Annotated in this window: 23 protein-coding genes and 2 pseudogenes; 4 read left to right on the top strand and 21 right to left on the bottom strand. The window is 45.4% G+C overall.

Going from position 1 to position 23695, the window contains the following annotated elements; translation table 11 throughout:
- The first annotated feature begins 22 nt into the window (after nucleotides 1-22).
- Complete coding sequence (locus ABIA61_RS12430; RefSeq protein WP_283655100.1) at nucleotides 23-922, top strand: NAD(P)-dependent oxidoreductase; 900 nt, start codon at nucleotides 23-25, stop codon at nucleotides 920-922.
- A gap of 110 nt (nucleotides 923-1032) precedes the next feature.
- Here ABIA61_RS12430 and ppnP read toward each other — a convergent pair whose 3' ends face one another.
- The 6 genes and pseudogenes from ppnP to ABIA61_RS12400 form a co-directional block, all read right to left on the bottom strand.
- A complete protein-coding gene (ppnP, locus tag ABIA61_RS12425; RefSeq protein ID WP_283655099.1) occupies nucleotides 1033-1347 on the bottom strand; it encodes a pyrimidine/purine nucleoside phosphorylase in 315 nt (104 codons plus the stop codon).
- Nucleotides 1348-1517: 170 nt separating this feature from the next.
- A complete protein-coding gene (gene tkt, locus ABIA61_RS12420) occupies nucleotides 1518-3563 on the bottom strand; it encodes a transketolase (RefSeq protein ID WP_404580799.1) in 2046 nt (681 codons plus the stop codon).
- Between the two features lie 349 nt (nucleotides 3564-3912).
- Nucleotides 3913-5027 (bottom strand): annotated as a pseudogene (locus tag ABIA61_RS12415) (RNA-guided endonuclease TnpB family protein).
- 11 nt (nucleotides 5028-5038) lie between these two features.
- Nucleotides 5039-5437: an IS200/IS605 family transposase gene (gene tnpA / locus ABIA61_RS12410; RefSeq protein WP_283655097.1), complete on the bottom strand. Its 399-nt coding sequence runs from the start codon at nucleotides 5435-5437 to the stop codon at nucleotides 5039-5041.
- A 302-nt stretch (nucleotides 5438-5739) separates the two neighbouring features.
- On the bottom strand, nucleotides 5740-6639 hold the full coding sequence (gene purU, locus ABIA61_RS12405) for a formyltetrahydrofolate deformylase (RefSeq protein WP_134910680.1): 900 nt from the start codon (nucleotides 6637-6639) through the stop codon (nucleotides 5740-5742).
- Between the two features lie 22 nt (nucleotides 6640-6661).
- Nucleotides 6662-7789, bottom strand: a complete 1128-nt coding sequence (locus tag ABIA61_RS12400) for a deoxyribonuclease IV (RefSeq protein WP_283655096.1) — start codon at nucleotides 7787-7789, stop codon at nucleotides 6662-6664.
- A gap of 272 nt (nucleotides 7790-8061) precedes the next feature.
- Here ABIA61_RS12400 and ABIA61_RS12395 point away from each other — a divergent pair, with 272 nt between their 5' ends.
- Nucleotides 8062-8976, top strand: a complete 915-nt coding sequence (locus tag ABIA61_RS12395) for a TIGR01777 family oxidoreductase (RefSeq protein ID WP_283655095.1) — start codon at nucleotides 8062-8064, stop codon at nucleotides 8974-8976.
- Between the two features lie 79 nt (nucleotides 8977-9055).
- On the opposite strand, the gene ABIA61_RS12390 is transcribed toward ABIA61_RS12395, so the two are convergent.
- From ABIA61_RS12390 to ABIA61_RS12375, 4 genes are all read right to left on the bottom strand, one after another.
- Nucleotides 9056-9406, bottom strand: coding sequence for a hypothetical protein (locus ABIA61_RS12390; protein ID WP_094155898.1), 351 nt, complete (start codon nucleotides 9404-9406; stop codon nucleotides 9056-9058).
- A gap of 14 nt (nucleotides 9407-9420) precedes the next feature.
- Nucleotides 9421-10626, bottom strand: coding sequence for a WXG100 family type VII secretion target (locus tag ABIA61_RS12385; protein WP_404580798.1), 1206 nt, complete (start codon nucleotides 10624-10626; stop codon nucleotides 9421-9423).
- Nucleotides 10627-10983: 357 nt separating this feature from the next.
- Nucleotides 10984-11238 (bottom strand): hypothetical protein, encoded by a 255-nt coding sequence (locus ABIA61_RS12380; protein WP_283655093.1) that lies wholly within the window; start codon nucleotides 11236-11238, stop codon nucleotides 10984-10986.
- Nucleotides 11239-11243: 5 nt separating this feature from the next.
- Entirely contained in the window at nucleotides 11244-11639 is a 396-nt protein-coding gene (locus ABIA61_RS12375; protein WP_283655092.1) for a hypothetical protein, read from the bottom strand.
- A 271-nt stretch (nucleotides 11640-11910) separates the two neighbouring features.
- On the opposite strand from ABIA61_RS12375, the gene ABIA61_RS12370 reads away from it, so the two are divergent.
- A complete protein-coding gene (locus ABIA61_RS12370) occupies nucleotides 11911-12135 on the top strand; it encodes a helix-turn-helix domain-containing protein (RefSeq protein WP_283655091.1) in 225 nt (74 codons plus the stop codon).
- 77 nt (nucleotides 12136-12212) lie between these two features.
- Here the strand turns inward: ABIA61_RS12370 and ABIA61_RS12365 are convergent.
- A pseudogene (locus ABIA61_RS12365) lies at nucleotides 12213-12386 on the bottom strand (FHA domain-containing protein); the annotation flags it as partial.
- A 256-nt stretch (nucleotides 12387-12642) separates the two neighbouring features.
- Nucleotides 12643-13224, bottom strand: a complete 582-nt coding sequence (locus tag ABIA61_RS12360; protein WP_404580797.1) for a hypothetical protein — start codon at nucleotides 13222-13224, stop codon at nucleotides 12643-12645.
- Between the two features lie 491 nt (nucleotides 13225-13715).
- On the opposite strand from ABIA61_RS12360, the gene ABIA61_RS12355 reads away from it, so the two are divergent.
- Entirely contained in the window at nucleotides 13716-13955 is a 240-nt protein-coding gene (locus ABIA61_RS12355; protein WP_283655089.1) for a helix-turn-helix domain-containing protein, read from the top strand.
- A gap of 80 nt (nucleotides 13956-14035) precedes the next feature.
- Here ABIA61_RS12355 and ABIA61_RS12350 read toward each other — a convergent pair whose 3' ends face one another.
- The 9 genes from ABIA61_RS12350 to ABIA61_RS12310 form a co-directional block, all read right to left on the bottom strand.
- Nucleotides 14036-15961, bottom strand: coding sequence for a DUF6382 domain-containing protein (locus ABIA61_RS12350; RefSeq protein ID WP_283655088.1), 1926 nt, complete (start codon nucleotides 15959-15961; stop codon nucleotides 14036-14038).
- A gap of 65 nt (nucleotides 15962-16026) precedes the next feature.
- On the bottom strand, nucleotides 16027-16539 hold the full coding sequence (locus ABIA61_RS12345) for an A24 family peptidase (protein ID WP_283655087.1): 513 nt from the start codon (nucleotides 16537-16539) through the stop codon (nucleotides 16027-16029).
- Between the two features lie 117 nt (nucleotides 16540-16656).
- Nucleotides 16657-17652 (bottom strand): TadE/TadG family type IV pilus assembly protein, encoded by a 996-nt coding sequence (locus tag ABIA61_RS12340; protein ID WP_283655086.1) that lies wholly within the window; start codon nucleotides 17650-17652, stop codon nucleotides 16657-16659.
- Nucleotides 17621-19837, bottom strand: a complete 2217-nt coding sequence (locus ABIA61_RS12335) for a hypothetical protein (RefSeq protein ID WP_404580796.1) — start codon at nucleotides 19835-19837, stop codon at nucleotides 17621-17623. Before ABIA61_RS12335 ends, ABIA61_RS12340 begins: the two co-directional genes overlap by 32 nt.
- A 39-nt stretch (nucleotides 19838-19876) precedes the next feature.
- Nucleotides 19877-20545: a TadE family protein gene (locus ABIA61_RS12330; RefSeq protein ID WP_404519890.1), complete on the bottom strand. Its 669-nt coding sequence runs from the start codon at nucleotides 20543-20545 to the stop codon at nucleotides 19877-19879.
- The gene (locus ABIA61_RS12325; protein ID WP_013309278.1) at nucleotides 20545-20736 is read right to left on the bottom strand and encodes a Flp1 family type IVb pilin; all 192 of its coding nucleotides are present in this window, start codon (nucleotides 20734-20736) and stop codon (nucleotides 20545-20547) included. Before ABIA61_RS12325 ends, ABIA61_RS12330 begins: the two co-directional genes overlap by 1 nt.
- Nucleotides 20737-20749: 13 nt before the next feature.
- Nucleotides 20750-21628, bottom strand: a complete 879-nt coding sequence (locus tag ABIA61_RS12320; protein WP_283655083.1) for a type II secretion system F family protein — start codon at nucleotides 21626-21628, stop codon at nucleotides 20750-20752.
- 11 nt (nucleotides 21629-21639) lie between these two features.
- Complete coding sequence (locus tag ABIA61_RS12315; protein WP_404580795.1) at nucleotides 21640-22437, bottom strand: type II secretion system F family protein; 798 nt, start codon at nucleotides 22435-22437, stop codon at nucleotides 21640-21642.
- Nucleotides 22434-23681: a TadA family conjugal transfer-associated ATPase gene (locus ABIA61_RS12310; protein ID WP_283657719.1), complete on the bottom strand. Its 1248-nt coding sequence runs from the start codon at nucleotides 23679-23681 to the stop codon at nucleotides 22434-22436. Before ABIA61_RS12310 ends, ABIA61_RS12315 begins: the two co-directional genes overlap by 4 nt.
- Between the last annotated feature and the right edge of the window lie 14 nt (nucleotides 23682-23695).

Here is a 23695-nt window from a genome sequence, read left to right as displayed (position 1 = left end):
CCAACAAGAAAGGTGATTAGCTATGAAGAACATCGGATTTATCGGACTGGGCACCATGGGCGCCCCGATGGCATCCAACCTGCTGAAACAGGGATATGGAGTCACGGTCTACAACCGCACCGCCTCACGCTGCGAACCACTGGCAGAACAAGGCGCACGTACGGCTTCAACGCCCCGTGAGGCGGCTGAAGGCCAGCAGCTGGTCATTACCATGGTCAGCGATGATCACTCGATCCGTGATATCTACTACGGCGAGGACGGCGTGTTTGCCGGTCTTACGTCTGGTGTAACTGTGATGGACAACAGCACCATTTCACCTGAGCTGGTCAAACAACTGGCCGCCGAAGCGGACAAGCTGGGCTGTTCCTTCATTGATGCTCCAGTAACGGGCAGTAAGCCTGCTGCTGTAGACGGCACGCTTGTGTTCATGGTTGGCGGTGACGCGGAGGCCATTGCCGCACAGTCGGACGTTTTTGATACGCTGGGCAAAAAGGTGCTTCACATGGGACCGAATGGCAGCGGAGCCGTCGCCAAGCTCGCACATAACACGATGGTCGGTATTAACAACCTCGCTCTGGCTGAGGGCTTCGCCATTGCTGCTAAGTCCGGCATTCCGGCGGAAAGCTTCCTTGAACTGGTACAGCTCGGATCGGCAGGCAGCAAGGCTGCTGACCTGAAAGGACGCAAAATCATCGAGCATGATTTCAGCAACCAGTTCTCACTGGCCTTGATGCTCAAAGACTTGAAGCTTGCTGCCTCGCTGACGGATAGCCAGTCCATCCCGGCGCCTATGCTGTCCATTGCCAAAAGCCTGTTTCAAGCCGGGCAAACGCAAGGCTATGGCGACGAGGACTTATCCGCTGTCGTGAAGACCTATGAATCGTGGATCGGCCGCACTATTGGCGGTAAGCCACTCGAATAAGCCGCATCCTTCTTTTTAACCATGTTGCTGTGCTTTTGTACATATCGCATAGCTTATAGGGTAAGCACACTTGACTTAGAGTCGAGTGGTGCTTGCCCTTTTTTCACTACTTATTCCGGGTAAGAACAGCAGTAATCTGTTACGCTTCGTACTTCCAGCTTGAATGAAGATTGTGCAGGCACGTGGAACGTTGCCGTTCCCTGTATTTCCAGCCATTCCTCAGTACCTGGAAGCAACACCTTCAAATCCCCTGCCAAAATCTCCATAATCTCACGAGAATCCGTTCCGAATTCATACGTTCCAGGCAGCATAATACCCAATGTAACCTTACTGCCATCACCCAAAATAACTGTACGGCTTGTGACCTGACCGCCGTAATATACATTTGCTTTTTTAACTACGCTGACTCCATCAAACTGTGTCATTCGTTATCCCCTCATCTGCTCATCAATGGTTGAATGAATATTTATGGATCATAACATAGTTTTGATCCAAGCCTCAGTATGAAAATACACAAGGCTACAAAATTCCTCAATGTATGAAACAAACAGCCGTAAGCCTTGCTCAGGTTACGACTGTCTGTTTAAAGATTGTTTTATTTCAACAAAGTTTTTACACGATTAACAACGTTCTCTACCGTAAAGCCATATTCCTTAATGACGCGGTCGCCAGGTGCGGATGCGCCAAATGTGCTGATACCGAGAATGTCGCCTTGGTCGCCGACATATTTTTCCCAGCCCAGTGGATAAGCCATTTCTACAGCCAAACGTGCTTTTACTTCAGGCAGTAGAACGGAATCTTTGTATGCTTTGTCTTGTTTTTCGAACAGATCCCAGCTTGGGAAGCTGATAACGCGTACTTGGATACCTTGCTCCGCCAGTGCTTCCTGGGCTTTAACAGCCAGTTGTACTTCGGAACCCGTAGCCAGAATTTGAGCAACCGGCTTGCTGTCTGTCGCATCTGCAACGACATAAGCACCGCGTTTGATACCTTCGCGTGCATGCTCAGCAGTAGCAGCCAGGATTGGCAGGTTTTGACGAGTCAATACCAGAGCAACCGGGTTTTTCTTGTTTTCCAGCGTGTAAGCCCAAGCAGCAGAAGTTTCATTGCCGTCCGCCGGACGAATGACCGTCAGGTTCGGGATAATACGCAGGGAAGCCAATTGTTCGATTGGCTCATGAGTCGGGCCATCTTCACCAACAGCAATACTGTCGTGAGTCAGAACGTAAGTAACAGGCAATCCCATCAGAGCTGCCAAACGAACGGCCGGACGCAGGTAATCCGTAAACACGAAGAATGTACCGCCGAATACTTTTACCCCTTGGTGCAATGTCATACCATTCATCGCAGCAGCCATACCAAACTCACGGATACCGAAATAGATGTTACGGCCGGCATAGTCTTCTGGTGTAAAGTTCGTCAGGTTGTTCAAGTGTGTCATCGTGGAGCTTTCCAGATCGGCAGATCCGCCAGTCAGGAACGGTACGTTTGGAGCCAATCCGTTCAGTGCATTACCGGAAGCCACACGAGTCGAAACTGCTTTGTCTTCGGTCGTGTACTTCGGAAGATCACGGTCCCATCCTTCTGGAAGGTCGCCGTTTACGGCTGTTTCGAACTGAGCTGCCAGGTCAGGGTGAGCCGCTTTGTATTTCGCGAACTGCTCATCCCATGCTTTGTTAGCTGCGATGCCGCGCTCTTTTACTTTAGCAAAATGCTCACGAACCTCTTGCGGTACATGGAAGTCCTCTTCATATACCCATTTGTAAAATTCTTTAGTCAGCTTGGCTTCGTCTGCACCCAGTGGGGAACCGTGAGTACCGCCATGTCCGCCTTTACCTTGTTTGTTCGGACTTCCGTAGCCGATGACTGTTTTCACTTCAATCAACGTAGGGCGTGTCGAGTCGCCTTGCGCTTCCTCAATCGCTTTTTGGATCGCTGGAAGGTCGTTACCATCTTCTACGCGCAGCACTTGCCAGTTGTAAGCTTCAAAACGTTTTGCAACACTTTCGGAAGAGGACAGGTTCAGCTTGCCGTCCAGTGTAATATCGTTGGAATCAAATAATACAATCAGCTTGCCCAATTGTAGACGCCCAGCCAGCGAAGCCGCTTCGTGAGACAGGCCTTCCATCAGATCGCCGTCGCCGCAAATTGCATACGTGAAGTGATCCACAACTTTGAATTGATCTTTATTATAGGTAGCGCCCAGTTGAGCTTCAGCCATTGCCATACCTACGGCCATAGCTACACCTTGTCCCAGAGGTCCGGTCGTAGCGTCTATACCAGCGGTATGTCCAAACTCAGGGTGACCTGGTGTAAGGCTGCCCCATTGACGGAATTGTTTCAGTTCTTCCATAGGCAGATCATAGCCGCTCAGGTGCAGCAGGCTGTACAGCAGCATGGAGCCGTGTCCTGCGGACAGTACAAAACGGTCACGGTTAATCCATGTAGGGTGATTCGGGTTATGATTCATCGTTTTAGCAAAAAGTTGGTAGCCCATCGGCGCGGAACCCATCGGCATGCCGGGATGTCCCGAGTTTGCTTTCTCGATAGCATCGATTGCCAACGTACGGATTGTCGTAATGGACAAATTGTCGATCGTGGAGTTTTCATCCTTTTGAATCGCTTGATTCTGGTCAGTCATAGTTAGCCTCCTCATATTGTAAAAAGTATGCCAATTGCATTTGGTCATGCTCTCCAATACCGCCGTCCGATATAGTAACGACGCCCATTGAAGTGAGTGAATCTGCTTGAATGTTTCAATATGACTTATACATCCTTAAATATTGTACCATTTGCCGTGCAGGTTTGCCAGATCGTTTATAAAGATGGTTGTCGAAATGTCGTACCGAGTCCTCATATAAATATACCCGCAAAGTATTAACCTCATGTGTACTACCCTCCACTTACGCTAACGCTTAGAGGTGAGGGCTTCTAAGGTAATCGTACCTAACGGTACGAGCTATCAAGCCTGAACCATGCTCTATTGTGGGCTACAATTGCTCTAACAGCCGCAATCCTTCGCTTCTGATATTGATAGAAGCGTTCCCATCCCTATCTGACACAAAACCACATTCACAGTGGAATATACGTTCAGAAAGGGATAGAGATTCCTTTACTTTACCGCAACACGAGCAAGTCTTAGACGATGGAAACCACTTGTCTATTTTTATCAGTTTTTTTCCTTGCTCCTCTAACTTGTATTGGAGAAATGTCGTGAACATTCCCCAAGCATTGTCAGCAACGCTTTTGCCAAAGTTCAGGGCTTGCGACATTCCTTTCATATTGAGGTCTTCAATGACCACTCCGTCATACCGTTTGGCCAATTTGTGTGATTCCTTATGTAGAAAGTCTTTTCGTTGGTTGGTGATTTTTTCATGAATCTTTGCTACTACCATCCTTTGCTTGTTCCAACGAGAAGAACCTTTCACACGTCTGGATAAGGTACGTTGTGCTTTCACTAAACGATCTAACATTTGACGGTAGAAACGAGGATAATTGGCTTTCTCACCCTCACTACCGACATATAGTTCAGCCATTGTAAAGTCTAACCCAACGACGGTTTCGACTTGTTTTTGAATACGTTCCGTCTCATATTCAGTGAGAATAGACACGTAGTATTTCCCAGTGGATGTCATCGAGATCGTACATGACTTCATGATATGTTCAGCAGGGATTTCTCTATGTTGTTTTACTTTCACCCGTTTGAGCTTTGGTAATTTGATATAGCCATTCATAAGCATAATGTTTCCGTTCATAACATGGGTTGTGTATGATTTTCTTGCCTTCTTACTCTTGAATGTAGGGAAATCAGTCGTTCCACTATAGAAATTTCTGTAAGCAGTCTGCAAGTTTAATTGGGCATTAGCCAATGCCAAAGAATCGACTTCTTTCAGCCACACAAACTCATCTTTGTATTTGCAGGGGTAGGGAACTTTTGCTTTTTCAAGGCTTCTTTATCGTCCTTGAATTGTTCGTAAACTTCCTTGCGTTCAGCTAACATTTTGTTATACACAAAACGAACACAACCAAAAGTTTTACGCATAAGGTGGGCTTGTTCCTCTGTTGGATACAAACGGAACTTATATGCTTTATTATATTTAGCCATATATTCTCACCTCACTTTTGGCCTTGATTTTCTATATACTTCTTTATTACCTCAACAGGCGAGCCACCTGTTGTAAGTAAGCAAAAACTTCTTGACCAAAACATTTCTTTCCAAAGCTTCTTTCTGACTTGCGGAAAATCTCTTTTGATGAGTCGAGAACTTGCACTCTTATACGCATTTATGAACTTTGTCATTTCAGTGTTCGGATGTGCTTTGAACAGAACGTGAACATGGTTATTGTCATGATTCCATTCCATCAGAGTTATGTTGTAACCCTCCGCAAGTCGCACAAACATGTCTTTTGCATAATCGGATATTTCATCATCAAATACATTTCTTCTATATTTCACGACAAGTACGAGATGATAATACAATAAGAACACTGAATGATTATTACTATCTAATTTCATTGATATACCAATCCTTATACTCGATACGACTGATTATAAACCAACCCAAATAATAAGCAAACCTTTTTGGCTACGCCAAACTGAAATTCATCTCCACCTTACCATTGGAACTAACGTTCCTTAACACGCTTGAAGATGGAGACTTAATTTAGAAAATCGTTTAAAAATCATAAAATCGCGACAAATAATGCATTTTGTCCGGTTTTGACACCCGCAGCTGTAGAAAAAAGCAAAAAACCCGTCATTTCGACGGGCTTTGCTTGTAAGAAGTATGAACTTTTACATTTTAAAAAATATAAAAATCAGTTAAAAACGACCGTTTTATTTTCATGAACCAAAATTCGGTCCTCTGCATGCCACTTCACGGCTCTTGCCAAAACGACCCGCTCAATGGTGCGACCGATCCGTTTTAACTCATTGACATCATCACCGTGGCTTACCCGCTGCACATCCTGCTCGATGATCGGGCCGCCGTCCAGTTCCTCAGTTACATAATGCGCAGTAGCGCCAATAATTTTCACACCGCGATTATAGGCTTGAGCATATGGCTTTCCACCCACGAATGCAGGCAGGAACGAATGATGGATATTAATGATCCGGTTGCGATAATGCTCAATGAACTTGGGTGAAATAATCTGCATGTACCGGGCCAAAATAATGACGTCGATATCCTCACCAATAACCTCCAGTTGACGGCGCTCCGCCTCCGGCTTGGTATCGGCTGTCACTGGAATATGGTGATACGGAATGCCGAATGATTCCACGTACTCCTTCATATCCGGATGATTGCTGACGACCAAAGAAATATCCGCGTCCAGATCCCCTGCCTGCCATTGCCACAATAGCTCTACCAGACAATGATCTTCTTTGGAAACGAAAATAGCGAGCTTTTTCTTGCGGCTGACCGCTGAAATCGTCCACTCCATCCGGAATTGTTCTGCAACCGCGGCAAAATCCTGCTCCAGTTGGGGCTGGGTTTCACTCAAATATGGCAGATCAAATTCAACCCGCATAAAAAACATACCGCCGGACGGGTCCATCGTGTATTGATCAGATTGAACAATATTGGCTCCATGCTCGTACAAAAAGCGAGACACGGCCGCTACAATACCCGGGCCATCAGGACAGGATACGAGCATACGCGCACGGTTTTCATGCGCAGATTGAGTACTGTTTGGCTGATGTTTTACGTGAAGTTCCATGTGGCTACAAATCCCCCTTGGCTTATACTGTCACTGGCAAATGACTGCCGGCAAACCAGGCAATCAGACGATGATTAATATGTTCTTCGCTCAGCTCTGGAAACAGGGCTGCTTCCGTGATCATGTCGTACAGACGCTCCAGCGGCTCACGTGGGTCGGCTTTTCTCGCTTTGGCATCATTTTTCAGCAGCGTCCAGGTGTCTAGCACAAATTTTCGTACATCCACATCCTGCTTTTTGAAAAACGAATTCAATTGCTCTACTTGACCCAAAAATTCATCGCCAAAACGCTCCTTCACATTCCCGCGAAGCAAAGCTATTTCAACCTCATACATTGGACGCTGAGTTTTGGCTTCCTTTCCGATCCATGGCGTTTCCAAAATAAATGGACGTCCTTGAAGTGCTTCATGATGCACCACATTATGAATGGTCTGATAGCCAATCCAGCCCGATCCAATCGGAGTATGGCGGTCTTTATGAGCGCCGACTGGATTTTTACTGTCATTGACGTGAACCACTGCGATGCGATCCAGCCCGACAATACGATCAAATTGCTCCAACACGCCGTCCAGATCATTCACAATATCATAGCCCGCATCGTGAATGTGACAGGTATCCATACAGACAGTAAGACGCTCGTTGTGCTCTACTTTATCTATAATGGAGGCAATTTCCTCGAAGCTACGTCCCATTTCGGTGCCTTTGCCTGCCATCGTTTCCAGCGCAATGTTAACATCCGTCTCCTTCACACCGTTCAGTACCTCGTTCAAGCCATCAGCAATACGCTGAATGCCATACTCTGCATCCTTATCGGTAAAAGCGCCCGGATGAAGCACGATATTTTTCACGCCAATCGCGTGGGTGCGACGAATTTCCTCCTGAAGAAAGCTGACTGCCAGCTCATAGGTATTTTCTTTGTAAGAGCCGAGATTGATAATATACGGGGCATGCACCACGATATCATCCATCCCTTTTTCAGCCATCAACTGCTTGCCTTCCTCCAGATACATGGATTCCATCGGCTTACGACGCGTGTTTTGCGGTGCACCCGTGTATATCATGAACGAGCTGGACCCGTATGAAGACGCTTCTTTTGTAGCGCTGAGCAGACCCTTGTCCGAAAAGGACACATGAGAACCAATTTTCAGCATGATTCGGTTTCATCCCCTTATCCCTGTTATTCTGTTATGCTTATCTTATTTTGATTTAATCATTTTAACGTGATTATCGAAATCAAACAACATGGCTTTTATGGTAGTGCACACACAAATCAGGATTACACGAAGGGAAACGAGGTAAATGAAAGCATGGATTGACATCCTTTAGCGTATACAGATACATTCGAATGAGGTTTTTTTCTTGAAAAGGGTTATATTCTATAACATACATATTTTTTTGCGAATCGGAAGGAGAGTCAAACTCCATGAACATCGTCATATGCGGAGGTACTGGATTAGTAGGGTGTGCGCTGACCAAAAGCTTGCTCAACGACGGGCATACGGTGAAGGTAATCACCCGTAAACCCATGGTAGGTCACGAAGCGAGCCCACGCTTGCAATATATGAGCTGGAACGAACTGAAACAAAAGCCGGAAGCATTAGAGGGCACAGATGTGGCCGTTAATTTGGCAGGCGAAACGCTGAATCAGCGCTGGACGGATAAGTCCAAACAAAAAATTCTCCAATCACGCCTGCTGTCTGTTGCCAAATTGGCCCAAGCACTAAATGCTCTGCAAAAAAAGCCGGAAGTTATCATTCAGGCTTCGGCTGTCGCCGCCTACGGCACATCTCTTACTGAAACGTTCGATGAAACCAGCCCGCGCCGTTCGGAAGACTTTCTGTCTCAAGTGGTCGAGCAGTGGGAGGAAGCCGCCAACGCCTACCCTTCCGATACCCGGTTAATCAAGCTGCGCATTAGTCTCGTACTGGACAGCAAACGCGGTGCATTTCCACTGATGAAGCTGCCTTACAGCTTTGGATTCGGCGGAAAAATAGGCAGCGGCCATCAATGGATGAGTTGGATTCATATTAAGGATATCGTCCGCCTGATCACCCACTGCATCCATACGCCGGATATCACTGGGGCTGTGAACGCTTCATCACCACATCCGTTGACGAACGACCAGTTTGGTAGAACCGTGGCTGAGGTATACCACCGTCCACACTGGTTTCCCGTTCCCGGCGTTCTCGTACAAAAGCTAGTCGGTGAGATGAGTACCCTCGTATTGGATGGTCAAAAAGTAATCCCGCGCAAGGCGCTGGAGCACGGATTTCAGTTTAAATATCCTTCACTGAAGGAAGCACTGGAGGAATTATATTCTCCTCATAAGCAGCATTGAATTGATTTTAAAAAGAGGAACTCTATGTGGCGGCATCTCACCAGCTCAGAGTTCCTTTTTTAGATAATCTATTTTCATTTTAGCCTATCCCTTCAGCTATCCTCTCAACTATTTCCTTATCAAAATCATCTAGTTCAGCCATTAAAAGATCATATTGTTTTATAGATTCAGAGGTGTTCAATACTCGAAGTACAGCAATACTGTAGTGTCCAAGAGTATCAATACCAAATAGCTTATTTACCTTAGGATCTCTGAACTGGCTAATATGCTTCAATTTTTCGATAATTTTTTCGTTGCAGAGCTTCTTTTTTGCTATCTGACTCATAGCATTCATCATAACCTGGTTATGATGAATATCCAGACACTCCACCAATTTATCGTCACTTATCTTTCCCTCTCGTATTTCTTTTGATAAAGTAAGTAGATTCATTATACAATCTCCATTCAATCTAGTTTAACTGGCCCAAAATTCTCCAAAAGATACTGCAGTTCATCCCTGTAATTGCTCCAGAGATGTTCTGCAAGCTCCTTATTTCCAATCCTCTCTGCTTCTTTTATTTCCACCATATAAGCCCTAAGCTCCATGATAATTCTATTTTTGAATTCATATGTTACATCCAAACTTGGAAATCCTTTAGCCTTATCATCAAGGAAATGTTGATACTCATGTCGCAATGCACTAATTGAAGCATCCTCATATATATTCAGCTGACCAGGCTTCCCTGATCCTTTGGGAGCATACGCCATAATATCTCTATCCAAAATCCTAACTTCAACGCCCGCTTCTTGTGTGTTTTTAATAATGTTACTCCACTCTTCTGGGTGAGAAAGTCTTCCCGGACCATAAATATCCCTAAATGGGTCAGCATCATTTTTACCTAACATATTATCAGATAAACGTTTTGAAGTCCCTTCGGCTTCAACAATAGTCCCAGATTTCACCTCATATTCTATTGACGATCCCAAACCAACTTTAGGCTTAATTACTGAGCTAACTCCTCCAAATATTGCTGCTGTACTAATCATATTGGCCCAATGTTCCTTTGACCAAGCATTTGTAGGCATTGTAGCTTCTCTGATCGTTCCATGTACACCAAAAGTCCAGAAGTTAAAAAAATCATTTGCTGAATCAAACTGCTTGGATGCTCGCTCCGCATATCCTTGATACAGACCTTTCGGAATACCAAATGTCCAATAGTCTAAAAATCCTCCTACTGAATCATAGCGTTTTTCATACCTTTCCTCAGCAGCGTTCAAGAAATCTTGACCAAGCTCCAATAAACTATCTGCCGATTTCTGAAACGCATTTCGTGTATCTGGAGGAGGAACAGCACATGCATTAGGTGGAGGTGGTAAACAACTTGCGTCAATGTAACCTGCTTTCATCAGATCAGCTAATCTGAATTTGTCTGCATGGTGACGTAGCTCCCTCGCAATAGAATCCGTCAGGGTAACAAAGTCAGTCATATTCTTCTGAGAGACTTGAAATTGACTATAAAATTGTTGTTTAGTTGTACCATCCCATGATTGCTGCATAAAAGAAATTTGCTGCATCAATTGACTATTCATCTGAATCGCTGTTTTCTGTGCAAGGTCAAATTGCTTGGAGACGGTTATAAGTTGTTCAGGAGTCACTTTAATGGTTGTCATAATTTACCTCGGTTCAAGTTCATTATGACATGATAGCATTATTCAAATTTATGGAAAACAGCCTTATCTCCTAAATTGTTATAAGAAAGAGTGTTTCTTTATACCTGTATCAAAAGACTTAGCCCTGAGTATCGCAAATAGTCATTCACACGTTCTTTTCACAAGAAGAATGAGCAATCGAAGGCTAATCCATTTATCGTCCCAAGTCTTGAGAAAAAGTTTACCGTCAATGAGTTTTCCGGTTTTGTACATAGATAAGCTCCTTTACGGAATAGAGGGGTTGTTGATTACAGGTTTAAAGCTATTTATATTTTGGGTAGTCGGATGTATTTTCCCTTTATGTAGGTTATAGAGAGGTTAATATCCAGATGCCAAACCTCTTGTTTCATCCTCAGCACGTTCTATCGCCTGAATCAAAGTCATCAAAGGTTTTTCAAGTTTGTATTGAATGGCTTTTTCACACGTACCACCAGCAGCTTCCCACTCCCAAAACGCAATGATGTCAACGGGTTCAAGGAAATATAAAGCTAAGGCATTCACTGGATTTGCAGTGTACAGTTTCATAAACTCTTCGTCTAAAAGTTGATTATACGTAAGATATTGCTCTTGCATCACTTCTAGGAGAAAAAGTACACTTCCTCATTCACATTAGTAATTCGATTAACAAAAGCATTTCGTCTTTCAACCGTATTCAGTATAATTTGTATAGCATTTCGAGTACGCGAAGCATCAGAAGTAATACCAAGCATATTAATTAGATCATTAGTAGTGAGATCAGGATTAAATGGGGCTTGCTCTATAATATACATCCATTTATCGTCGCTTCCATTTTGAAATACTCGAATAGCATCGGAAACGTTATAGCCAATCGTTTGCCATTTTCGATTAAGCACGTCAATAATGTGATAATAGTACAACTCTGTTTCTCCGTTGCCTACTTCCTGTCCCCAGACCTTTTTCATACGAACAATGTTTTTAATATCTTGTTTATTGAACTTTTCTTTTAAAATCATAGGTGTCATCTCCAGTTCTATTTTGGTAAAATGTCCATAGCAAAGCTAAGGGTGTTGTACATCATTTTTTTAGGATGATATGATATAGCTTAGCTTTGTTTCATCAGTTCCTTTTTAGATTTTTTTCACTTTGTCGTAAATATTTACGACTTGTTATAAACGATATCATCAACCCTTTCATTATTCAACTGTTTTAACGTAATTATTTCCGACTTATTGGAATTAAATCATATTTTCTATGTCATCTGGTATTAAAGAAGGAGAATGATAAATGATTAGTTTTGAACCATTACAAATAACTTTGATTAAAAAGAAAATCTCTAAAATGGAGTTTATAAAACTAATGAATATCTCCCCGTCAACTGCCGCTAAAATGTGGCGTAACGAGTACATAGCTATGAAAATTATCGACGATATATGTAACAAGCTAGAATGTAATTTGACAGATGTCATTGAACATACTCCAGATGATAAATTGAATCAAAGTACTCAATAGCTACCCCCAAATTAAACGTCAAAAAGAAGCCCATAACATTAATAGGCTTCTTCTTTATACATATCAAACTATTTCACTCAAGAGGCGTTGGCGGAAGATTTAAAAGAGTCCAGTCTATAAGCGTAGGACACTCCGGCAATCTTAAAAGTGTCTCCAGCATTCGGGATGAACTTCTTGTATGGCACCATCGCCTCTCCATTCAGAACAGTTCCGTTCGTCGAGGACAAATCCTTGATGATGTGGCCGTGCTGCTCTCTGCGTTGGAACTTTTATCCGTCTTTTTGATTTCGTCTTTTCCCATATCAGTGTTTTGCAACCGGCCGTAACTGCTTGTAAATGTCGGCATACGTGAAATGTTCATTGCTTTACCTCCTAATTCTGTAATGAGGAAATATATGTTTTCGTACACCACAATTCATTGTCAGTTTTTTGGGAAAAGTAAAGATGAATGACAGAAAAAATGAAGCGGGGCAATCCAAAGAGATTACCCCGCCCTAGCCTAACGGATTATTCCAAAACGTAGGAAATAGTCATTTCAACAGATTTATAAGAAAGGCTGCCGAACCATCTGTCTCCGGTAGAACTTGCAATGTTTGTTCCAAAGACCTGTGCTGTCCATGTACCACGTGCTTCCTGATCTAGAAAACTTGCTCTCTCAGTCATTCCACTGGGCTTCCATGCGATAGTAGCAGATTTGCCGCTAGGAGAGGATACATTCAAATTAGAAAAAACAACCGTCCCCAGCATATTTCTATTGTTGTTGTTGATAATTCCTCTTCCTGGGTCAATCTCAATCGACTTTACCTTGGCATTAAGAGGCAATGACGTAAACCGGAAGCTAACCTGATCGGAAAAACCGCTTTTGCCGGGGGCTAATGCCAACCCTAGGCTTTTGCCTGCGCTCACTGTTCTACTGCTGCTGGAAGCATTGGGAGCGGCACTTAACTGTACATCCACTGTCTGTGTATAGACAGTTTCACCAGCCACATTGGTGGATACCTTAACATTCGGCTCCGCTGCAAATGCAGTCACGGACATTGCGGCACTCATGGATACCGCCAGTAACATTGCACCTAAACGTTTTTTCATGCTCATACTTTTTTACCTCCAAAAAATATTATTAAGGTGGTATGAATTGCTATCCGAGCATAAAGACCTATTTCCAAAAAGGATGACGTTTTCTAGTAGAACAGCAATAACCCCTTGTTAATATTATCGGTATATGGTTGGAAAAAGTCAATTGTTTCCAATGATTTTTTTGGTATAAATGGATTGAATTTTAATATTCTACCCTTTGTGAACCATCGCCTTAGTTCATCGTCTTCGCACAACTTTTTATAGCGTGAATGCGTGATAATCAAAACATCAGATTCACGTACAGCCTCAAGATTTTGCCTATAATAACTCCACTTTTTGGTAAAATGTCCATAGCAAAGCTAAGGGTATGTTGTACATCCCTTTACTAAAATGATATAATCATTTAATGAACATGAACATTTGTTGATTATATAAACAATATAAGACTATATACATCTGTTATCAATAATAATTCAATATGTTCTTGGAGACTATCCATTGTCATGAAGATTAAATTCGAATTAACCTGTAACTTGGAGAGAATTCTTAAAGAAAAAAACATTACACCTTATAAGCTATCAAAAGATACAGGAGAGAGAATCGGAACGATCTATAAGTTAGTAAACAATCAAGGTCTGGATAATTCACGTCTTTCAACCTCATTGCTAGCCAATATTTGTGGATATTTAGGAATTACTTTAGGGGAATTATTTGACGTTGTTCAAGTGGAAGAAACTGAATAAACCTCCTTTCTATTAAAATACAAAAGAAGCCCGTAGCATTAATCGGGCTTCTTCTTTATACATATCAAACTACCCTTCACTCAAGAAGCGTTGGAGGAAGATTTAAAAGATTCCAGTCGATAAGTATAGGATACTCCGGCTATTTTAAAAGTGTCTCCGTCCTTCATAGCATACTCCTTGTAAGGCACCATTGGCTCTCCGTTCAGAACGGTTCCGTTCGTCGAAGACAAATCCTTGACGATGTGACCTTGTCCTTCTGCATCTATACAAAGCTCAATATGAGAACGGGACGCTCCCTCCGTATGTTCTACAAACTGGACCAATTGCGGGTCTCTTCCGATGAAGAAACTGCCTGCAACAAATTGATCCGGCTGCAATCGAATGCGCTCGTCCGCTCCACTTCCTGGTGGCTTGCGCTCCAGACAAGCAATCGGTGATTGTTGAAGGTGTGGAATATGTACTGCCTGATCTGCACGAAGCAGCACGGTTTCCTGCCTTGATGTAGCATTTAACAGCTCCGTCACACCAGACAAGGACTTATAATATGCCTCGCTGGTATCACTGGCTTCCAAATCATTTCTTCGAGCCGCACCTATCCCCTGTGGCTCGTGCAAGTCGTGACGTGCAGAAGCTTTATCTCCTTGTCCCGTATCCCGGCTACCCACATTTTCAGACTCCGGGTCAGGAAAAGACCAGCGCCAGCTTTCCTGTCCTTGATTACCTGAATCGGAAGAGTGCTTATCCTTATTCTGACGTCCTGCTACGAATCCGGTTAGCTTGTCAACCTGATAACGGTCATTTTTCCGTTGTGCAGGAGAAGCTGCGCCAAGCCATTCCGAATCCAGCATAGGGACTGAATCAGCATAAGTATGAGACGAAGCATCCTTGCGTCCCCATTTTCCTGTCCAGCTCATATAAGCAACGGCTACGAGCACCAAGGTCAGCACAACGGAAATAGCCAGCGGCACCGTATCTGGATGGTCCAGATAAATATAGCGCCACACGATGGCTGAAGCTAGAAGACAGCCTAAAGCAATATACGTTTTGTATTTCTGCAATGCAGGCTCCGTTTCTTCTATTTCTACATCTGCCTCATCATTCTCCTGGGGCTTCACGGACGGCTTGAGCCGATTGATCCGTTTAAGCTCCTGGATCTCCTGTAGTGTATCCTGATCCTCATGCATTTTTTTCCCGATTCTCGGATCCCTTGAGGCGAAAAATTTGTATTCCTCTCCTTGCCCATATCCTTCTTGACTCGCTGAATGATCACGCGTTGACGAATGACCGGATAAGGATTGATTAGCAAACGGAAAAGATTTTCCGTTTGCTGTTGAATGCAATCCATCACGCTCTCCTTGAACTCCCATTTGAACATGGGTATCTCTGCTGCGTCCTTCTCCATCTTCACCTTGAACGCTAACACTGTCAGTGCCGACCGCCATCCCTTGCAACAGCAGTTCCTTCAACGCTCTCGGATCAAATTCATCCCTATCACATAATTCAAATATATACTGCATATGGGCCCCTTGAAAATGAACCACACGTGTCATCAAGCGAATAACCAATTGCTTAAATTGGCTCCCAGCCTGTCCTTCATACAATACACCCTGCAAAGGGACATAGGTTAAACTGACGTTTTCCCTTGAACCTGAACCGCTCATAAAAATATAATCTTCGTGTAAAATAAATTGGCGCATATCCAGCATATACTGCGGACTACGATGGAGAGCATCCACTACTGCAAAAAGAATACGATAGAAATCGGAAGTCGACACTCCCCCTCCCTTCCATACCTGGGACAGCATACGTTGACCCGAAATATCGTAGTGCAGCTCCACCTGAAAATCGACTTCCTTGATTCTCAGCTCCAGAAGACCGGGAATCCGATTGCCAGTCATCATTCCGGTTTGCACGGAATTTAAATCATCGGTCTTAAGCCCGCCTTCCTTGTTTAAAATCATAAATGTCCCGCCGTTGCGGGCAAAATCCCTGCTTAAACCAAACAAATCATGACCTCCTTAGCATTTTCCCGATCTCCGTGAGTACCATGCTATCTACCTAACCGAACCTGTTATGGCAAAAAGTAAAGATAAGCGCTGATCGCTCCCGGAATGACAGCGGTCATAAAAGGAAACCTGAGGTGTGCCTCCCTCCCGTTCGTCAGCGCCTTGCCGCTGCGAAACAGAAAGAATCCTCCCAGATTAAAAGCCACACGCCGCAATCTCATCATGGTTTCCCGTCTCCACAGCAGGATCACCAAACCAATAATACCCGCGAAAAAAATCGAATAGAGAGCCGACTGCCATGCAAAAGCAGCCCCCGTCCATGCTCCGATCAAGCCAAACAGCTTCACATCGCCTGCACCGACAGCTCCCATCCAGTACAGAATCAACATGAAGCCGAATCCCGTCCCCAATCCAGCTGCTGCAAATAAAAATCCATGCCAGCCCCCAAACACCGTATTAAACAGCAAGCCCATCGCCATGCCGGGCAGCGTAAGCTTGTTAGGAATTTTCATACTACGTAAATCCGTGACCAGTGCAATCGCCAGCAAAACACCACATACGATATACATCCACGTCAATGCAATTCCCCCCTTAATGATAAGCACGAAGCGTTTCAAACCTTTTCCGTCGTTATTTTCTCTACCTATTCGCATCGTTCCCATATATCCGTGCTATGGCGAACCATCTGTGTTCCTCTATCCGTCCGCCGTCTTCTCCACCGAAAATGGAACCTCGATACGTTGTCCATCCTCCGTTTCGATCACAAAGCTCCATTGACCGGGTGTCGTATTTGTACCTACAAACCAGTTCCATTCAATAATCCCGTCCGCATCGGCAGAGGTCCAGCCCAAGTGTTGAGCCGTGCTTTGACCCGACTTATAAAGTACAGAAAGATTAGCAGACGTTCCAGGTTCCACCTTGGCCTTGATCAAATTGTATATACCCTTCACAGCAGGCTCAGGCTTGGCAAGCAGTTGTATGGAACCCTGCGCATCCTTAGCCGCTGTAGCATCTCCTGTACCTGCTCCCTCTCCCGTATCACCGATCCAAAGACGTTCCTCTGCCGCCGCTTGGAGCACAATACTACGATACAGAAAAGGAACCTTCATCGGCAGCTCGTAAGACAGCTCAACCCTAAAATAAGGGTCCTTAGTTCCCGTAAGAGACGGCACATGCACGCTCGTTACGTGTATACGGTCGTACTCCAGAATGCTATCCTCTATAAAAGGCTTTAAGAGCGGCTTTAGAGCAGGATCAAGTACGGCTTCCGTCAAGCGTCCTCGTAACTCTTCCATGGGCTTTTTGCCCCCCTGCACAGCGCTTTCTACCCAATCACCGATGGGAGGTGGCAGTTGGGCAGCGAATTGGCTTGCATATTCACTCACAGATAACTTGGGCAGCTCATCCAGCGGTTGGCGAACTGCATCTATTTTCGCAGATGCCGCATCCACAGCCAGAGACACCGGATAGATTTTAGCCGAAACCTGTTTAACCGCTTCTGAAGCGGTGGTCTGCAAGGCCGTAGATACCAGCGTCATCTGTACCATATAAATCAGAAAAATAATAAAAAACAGAAACAACGGCAACACCAGCGACGCCTCTAAAACGATACTTCCTTGTTCACGGCAACTCCGTCCCCCAATCCGCTGTAAATACCGATTAATAAGAAAAATGGGCTGTTTTAGTAACATAGTACACACTTCCCTTAATGCTTTCGCCTTCCTCTGAGGCAGTGCCCAGCATCTTCATCACCCCAGGTAAAAACAACAGCCTCATCCCGTTCTTAACCTCTCCCCTTGCATACGTTTGCCGTTCAGCAGGATTGACATCAGTATTCAGGCGAATCAGGGCCAGCATGCGGGACATTTTGCGTTCATTATTGCTATGGAGCATCAAGAACAATCGCAAATGATCCTTGTACGTCATTCGAAATTTAAGAAAATCAGACAAAGGCACATACCCCTTCTGGGCCAGCATAATCATATCTTCAATCGCCTTCTCTACCCCATATAGAAGAGCTGCCGCCAAAACGACCAACGGATTGCCTTTGGAGCTATTTTTGACCAATCCCTCCATCGTACGAATGGCCAGCCTCATGGCAAAAATCTCGCCATAAGCGGAGGCCAGGTTTCCGGTCGGATTATGGAAACCGTACAGAATGTACTCGACCTCCTGATTATTCAACTCCAGTTGGTCTCCCAAAATTTGCGCTGCGTTTCCCACACTTCTGCCTGATCCGGCTAAACTGCCAAATCGACTAAAATCCACGTGATTAAAGTATGAGAGCGCATATTCATTCTGGAAAAATTCATCACCCATTTGCGTCAGCAAGCCGGATGCTGCCCCGTATAGACCATCCATACTGTCCATGGAAGCTCCTGCCGCATCATAGGTGTCATAGGACAAATCAGCCGATACAGACGGGCTGGATGCAGACTGGTTAAAAGAAATACTTTCATCGTAATACTGCTCCAACTTTTGAAATTGTCCGGCACCTTGCGTACCTTTTGAAAGCATTTCAATGATCCGATAGGCTTGCTTGAGCTTGTTCTTCGCCTCTTTTTCCATTTTTTTGCGTTCTTTATCAGGTCCGCGTCGCGTGTCCATTGCTCTGGCTTCATCATCGAGTACATTAGAAGGTCCCGACCAGGCATACGCATTCAAGTATTGATCCATTTCCTTGAGCGTTGAGATCACTTCTTGTCTGAACATATCTGTATTGAAATTCGGATCTGTATAAAAGGATAATGTGCGGATCATACTCGTTAATCTGTTGTTAACCGTATGAATAGCCGTTCGCTGCTTTTCTATAGTCGTTTCCATCTGATCAAATTCCTTATCTGGAATCAATAAATCGTCAGCCTTTTGCCTTGCGCTTCCTACAGACGGATCAGCACTGGAGCTCCCTCCACTCGGAGTAGGGGCTGCGGAAACCTCATCATACCCTGCATTGGCAGCTCTCTGTTTATATTGAGCAATGACTTGACGCATCTCTTCGTTAATTTGCCTGGCTTCATTCAGCGGCTCCTTAGCCTCTACAAGCAGCTCATCATGCTCTTTTCCTACCTTGGTCATGGCTTGGCCCAGACGATCAAGTGCCAATCTCGCCCTGCTCGCATATTTCTCGATCTGCATGATTTTAACGTCGTCTACACTCTTTTTATTATCCTCATACACATGCACGTAATGCTTATATTGGGCGGCAATATCGGCTACAACCTCAAGCGAATCCCAAATATACTGATTGGGGATATACGCACCCCTCTGTTTAATAATCCGTTTGCGAACCTCTTCCATATAAGCTCCTGCCTCACGCTGCTTTTCCAGCATGTCATCCAGCTTGGCCTCACGTTTGTCATACAGCTTTTGCAGCCGTTTCAGCAAATCAACCGTATGCGAGGCCTCTTTCATGTTCTGAGAGAGCGGCTTCAGCTTTTCCAGCACTTCCACTGTAAAATCGACAGGCGCTTTATACTTCATTTCTTCTCGAATCTGCTCATTAAATATGGCATATTTACCAAGCTCTCTTTCCATATGCAAAGAGCTTGACTCCAGCTTCATATTCATAAGCGGCAGTGTGTCTGCCCGCGACGTACGCTTGGCGCTGTCATTCAGCACTTTGACCATAATTTGTTCTCCGCTGCTCTCACCATAAGCAAACAGACCGTAATCCTGTTGCAATGTTGGATCATAGGCAGACATGACTGAACGAACCGCCGCATGGGTCAACCGTTCGGTTTGCACATGTAGCGCAGCAATTCGTGCATAATCAATAAAAACAGCAATGAAGCCGAACATGACCGCCAAAATCAGAATCAAAAAAACCGTGACGGCACCTGACTCTCCATCCTTTGCATTACGTCCTCTTCCAAACACCCGCTTCCTCCTTTCCAGTCCATTCGCGTTCCCCGCTTCTTACTGACCGTTCTGTCCATATTGCGTCAATACTTGTCCTGCAACTGCCGGGTTTACCTTTTCCCCTGATCCTCTGCCCATAAACTTTGCTCCATAATATCGAGCCAGCTCCACCGTGCGAATCCATTCCACAGGCTCCACTACCCCTGAGCTCATGGTCCCCTGCAAATCCGTCTGATCCAGAAACTGATTCAGCAAAGGCACTTTCACTATTTTATTCAGCTCCGTCGTCACCTTGCGGCTGATCAGGCTGTTCTCATACGTCATCTGTCCCTGCATACCGGCAGGCATGCCACTCTCGGCGTGAGACAGCTTCTGAGCGGGCAAATCGCCTCCTCCACCGCCACCAGGCACCTGCACACTTACCTGATTATTGGCTCCAGCCCACCCAAACAAAGCTCCCAGCATCACATCATCCTTTAAGCGCCAATAAAGCGAATCTCGTTGTCCTTGGGTGAATGCGCCTGTACGCGGTTCCTTGAAGCTGTTATCCCAGCTATAAGCGGCTCGTTCCGAAGCAGTAGAAGCGACCTGCACCAAGATGGATTTTTGATATATGTACAGGCAAAAAAATAACATCACAAAAATGACCAGCAACAGTATAGGAAAGACGAGGGAAGCTTCCAATGAGAAGCTCCCTTCTTCTTTGTGTGCCAAATTGCGCAGCATTATGAATCCATGAAGTCGTTACTCTTTTTATCCGCTTTTTTCAACAGACCTTCTACAATCTTCTTGATCTGATCCTTGAAAATAATCGCCACCGCAATCAGAATCGCGATAATCAAAATCATTTCCAACGTACCCAGACCGTCCTCATCCTTGTACAATTTACGAATACTGCCTGTTACTAATGTCATCATCGTTGTATTCCTCCTACATATTCATCATCATTAAAGCGGGAGCACCCACCAGCACAATAACCGTTAGCAAAATCAGCGCCATCGGAAATACCAGCTTAGATGAAGCCTGCTCTCCTCTTGTGCGGCTAATCGAAGTCCGCTTGCTCCATAACGTCTGGGACAACTCACGTAAAGCCATCACAAAATCGCTTCCGCCGCGTCTCATATTCAGCAACACCGTTGTCGTAAACACCGTCATTTCCTGAATGCCGCAGCGCTTGCTCAAATGCTCAAATGCCTGTTGAAAGGAATAGCCACTTTCCAATTCCCCCACCGTCTGACGCAGCTCCCGATACAACGGATGTACCGTATCCGCCCCTTTGCGCTCCACGCAATGAAGCAATGCCCGCTGTACCGTCTCGCCTGCACCGACCAAAAGCATGATTTTACTCAGCAATTCAGGTAACTCCATTAAAATTTGCTGATCCCGCTTCTGTACCTTCCCGTGCAAATCCTTGACCAACGCGATAGGCACCAGAATACCCAGCCCTAATCCGAGCACCAGCCCGGTCGTATCCCCGCCCATCATGAGCGATATTAAAGCTCCACCAGCGACCATCAAGTATCCGTAGCAGAGCATCTCAGCTAAAAAAATCATCGTTTTCTCCCCGCTGTTGCGCATACCGTACAGCTTTTGTACCGAGCGCTGTAGCTTGAACATCAGTAAAGGCAGTCTTTGGGCGGCACGTGAAGCATGGATCATGTGTACGAAAGGAACCGAGAGCCTTTGCAGCCGCAGTCCTTCCAGCTTCATATGACGAAAGCTCGCATACTTAGCACCATATATCCGGTTCAGCACCACCCAACCTCCCACTTGCAGAACCAGCATGACCAGACAAACCAATATCACCACGCTATCTCTCCTTACACTTCAATCTTCATAATGTGGTTGATCCACACGAGACAGCCACCAAGCACCAATAGGCAAAAGGTAGACAAAATCATACCTGTCCCGCTGTATAACGGCATCATGTAATCTCCCGCAGTCATGGTCATAAACAGTACAAACAAAAAAGGCGCCGCAAACATAACTCTCGATTCAAAACGTTTCTGCGCGATCATCACACCGATCTCTTGCTGAATTTCCAGCTTCTCCCCTATAACACTTGAAGCCCGTCGCACGACCTCCACCAGATCACCCCCGGTTCGTTTGCAAGCTGCAAACACGTCCGCAAAATTCGTAATATCCTCCATCTGCGCCCGATGAGCAAAATCCTGCAAAGCCGTCTCCACAGGTTGTCCAATTTCCAGATAGGCTGTAATAATGTTAAATTCAAAAATCAGATCATGATCTCCATCCGGGCTAAGTAGCCTTAAATCCTCCACGGCTTCACGAAAGCCGTTCTCCACCGACCTTCCCGCCGAAAGGGAAGACGAGAGCGAATATAAAGCCTGCTTGAATTGAATGCTTAGAGCCGACCTGCGCCGTTGCAGCAAAAGCTGACGAAAATAACGTGGCGTCACTAAAGCTCCAGCAGCGCACAGCAACGACAATATCCATTGATGATAAAAAAGATAGCCGATCATCGCGAATAGCACGCCACTAAAGAGGATACACAGGCTTTTTTGCACAGGTGACAGTGTATATACCGTATAGTCCGGCAGAGAATTAGCCTGACGGGATGCTTGCCCCGACTTCACAGCCGCTTTTCCTGGCTTCATACCGACGCTTCCCCCCTGCTCCAGCTTTCCGGCTTCATCCCGGCCATTTGCAGCTTCAACGTATGCTGCAGACCTTCACCGCAACACTCCAGCCTTCCGACGATGCGTCCTTTACTTTCCCCCCGCTCCTGAAAACGATAGAGCGGATTGAGTATCACTTCACCATTTTCAAAGCCAGTTACCTCGCTAATTTCCAGCACCCGTCTGGATTTGTCGCGCAATCGTGACAGATGCACGAATATATCAATGGCCGAGCTGATCTGCTGTCGTACCACACCAAGCGGAAGATCAGCCCCACCCAGTACCATCGTTTCCAATCTGCTGACCATATCACGAATATTATTCGCGTGCCCCGTCGATAACGATCCATCATGTCCTGTGTTCATCGCCTGTAACATATCCAACGCCTCGCTCCCCCTGACCTCACCCACCACAATGCGATTGGGCCGCATACGCAGGGAGGAACGAATCAGATCACGAATCGTGATTTCGCCCTTGCCCTCGGTGTTGGCATTCCGTGTTTCCATGGAAACCAGATTAGGGACGGTTACAATTTGCAGCTCTGCCGAATCTTCAATCGTAATAATCCGTTCCGACGGCGGGATAAACTGGGATAATGCATTCAGAAAGGTGGTTTTACCGGAACCCGTACCCCCGCTTATAAAAATGTTGTACTTGCTACGTACCAAGTCCTTGAGCATATGGGCGGCTTCTGCATCCAGCGCCCCCATTCGTATCAAATCATCCATCGTCATCGGACGCTCGGGAAACTTCCGTATCGTCATCGTCGGCCCTTTGAGAGCGACTGGCGGTAGCACAATATTTACGCGTGATCCATCCTTTAATCGGGCGTCGACAATCGGCGAAGACTCATTCACAATCCGGTTCACCCCGGCTACAATCGTCTGGATCAAATCCTCCAGTCGCTCACGGGATTCAAATTGATCGGGTGCCTGGATCACCTCACCTGCCCGCTCCACAAAAATTTCCCGATGACTGTTAATCATAATTTCCGTAACCGTAGGATCATCGATCAACGGCTGGAGCACATCCAGCCCACGGAAGGAATTAAAAATTTTACGGACCAGCGCATGCTTTTCTCTGGAGGTCAAACCTGCCAGCTCTGTGTCATGCAAAATTCGATTTTCAATATGCCGCACTAACTCTGCATCCCCTACCGAGGACGTGACGTCCAGGCCTCCCCGGATATCCGCTCGTAGTGCACGAAACCGTTCTTCATTCATGTTCATCGGCCCCC

This window comes from Paenibacillus sp. RC21, assembly GCF_044907935.1.
In the GTDB taxonomy this organism is placed as follows: Bacteria; Bacillota; Bacilli; order Paenibacillales; family Paenibacillaceae; genus Paenibacillus; species Paenibacillus terrae_A.
Note: the sequence above shows the minus strand (reverse complement) of the source record. Positions and strands in the feature narration are given on the sequence as shown.

Bases quoted from the DNA above. Each gene is read 5' to 3' on its own strand.
- ABIA61_RS12400 (WP_283655096.1), bottom strand. From the start codon at position 7,789: ATGCTGAAAATTGGTTCTCATGTGTCCTTTTCGGACAAGGGTCTGCTC.
- ABIA61_RS12325 (WP_013309278.1), bottom strand. From the start codon at position 20,736: ATGATGACATTAGTAACAGGCAGTATTCGTAAATTGTACAAGGATGAG.
- ABIA61_RS12380 (WP_283655093.1), bottom strand. From the start codon at position 11,238: ATGCAAGAGCAATATCTTACGTATAATCAACTTTTAGACGAAGAGTTT.
- ABIA61_RS12385 (WP_404580798.1), bottom strand. From the start codon at position 10,626: ATGACAACCATTAAAGTGACTCCTGAACAACTTATAACCGTCTCCAAG.
- ABIA61_RS12310 (WP_283657719.1), bottom strand. From the start codon at position 23,681: ATGAATGAAGAACGGTTTCGTGCACTACGAGCGGATATCCGGGGAGGC.
- ABIA61_RS12375 (WP_283655092.1), bottom strand. From the start codon at position 11,639: ATGATTTTAAAAGAAAAGTTCAATAAACAAGATATTAAAAACATTGTT.
- ABIA61_RS12430 (WP_283655100.1), top strand. From the start codon at position 23: ATGAAGAACATCGGATTTATCGGACTGGGCACCATGGGCGCCCCGATG.
- ABIA61_RS12355 (WP_283655089.1), top strand. From the start codon at position 13,716: ATGAAGATTAAATTCGAATTAACCTGTAACTTGGAGAGAATTCTTAAA.
- purU (WP_134910680.1), bottom strand. From the start codon at position 6,639: ATGGAACTTCACGTAAAACATCAGCCAAACAGTACTCAATCTGCGCAT.
- tnpA (WP_283655097.1), bottom strand. From the start codon at position 5,437: ATGAAATTAGATAGTAATAATCATTCAGTGTTCTTATTGTATTATCAT.
- ABIA61_RS12390 (WP_094155898.1), bottom strand. From the start codon at position 9,406: ATGAATCTACTTACTTTATCAAAAGAAATACGAGAGGGAAAGATAAGT.
- ABIA61_RS12340 (WP_283655086.1), bottom strand. From the start codon at position 17,652: ATGTTACTAAAACAGCCCATTTTTCTTATTAATCGGTATTTACAGCGG.
- ABIA61_RS12315 (WP_404580795.1), bottom strand. From the start codon at position 22,437: ATGAAGCCAGGAAAAGCGGCTGTGAAGTCGGGGCAAGCATCCCGTCAG.
- ABIA61_RS12395 (WP_283655095.1), top strand. From the start codon at position 8,062: ATGAACATCGTCATATGCGGAGGTACTGGATTAGTAGGGTGTGCGCTG.
- ABIA61_RS12330 (WP_404519890.1), bottom strand. From the start codon at position 20,545: ATGCTGCGCAATTTGGCACACAAAGAAGAAGGGAGCTTCTCATTGGAA.
- ABIA61_RS12360 (WP_404580797.1), bottom strand. From the start codon at position 13,224: ATGAAAAAACGTTTAGGTGCAATGTTACTGGCGGTATCCATGAGTGCC.
- ppnP (WP_283655099.1), bottom strand. From the start codon at position 1,347: ATGACACAGTTTGATGGAGTCAGCGTAGTTAAAAAAGCAAATGTATAT.
- ABIA61_RS12370 (WP_283655091.1), top strand. From the start codon at position 11,911: ATGATTAGTTTTGAACCATTACAAATAACTTTGATTAAAAAGAAAATC.
- tkt (WP_404580799.1), bottom strand. From the start codon at position 3,563: ATGACTGACCAGAATCAAGCGATTCAAAAGGATGAAAACTCCACGATC.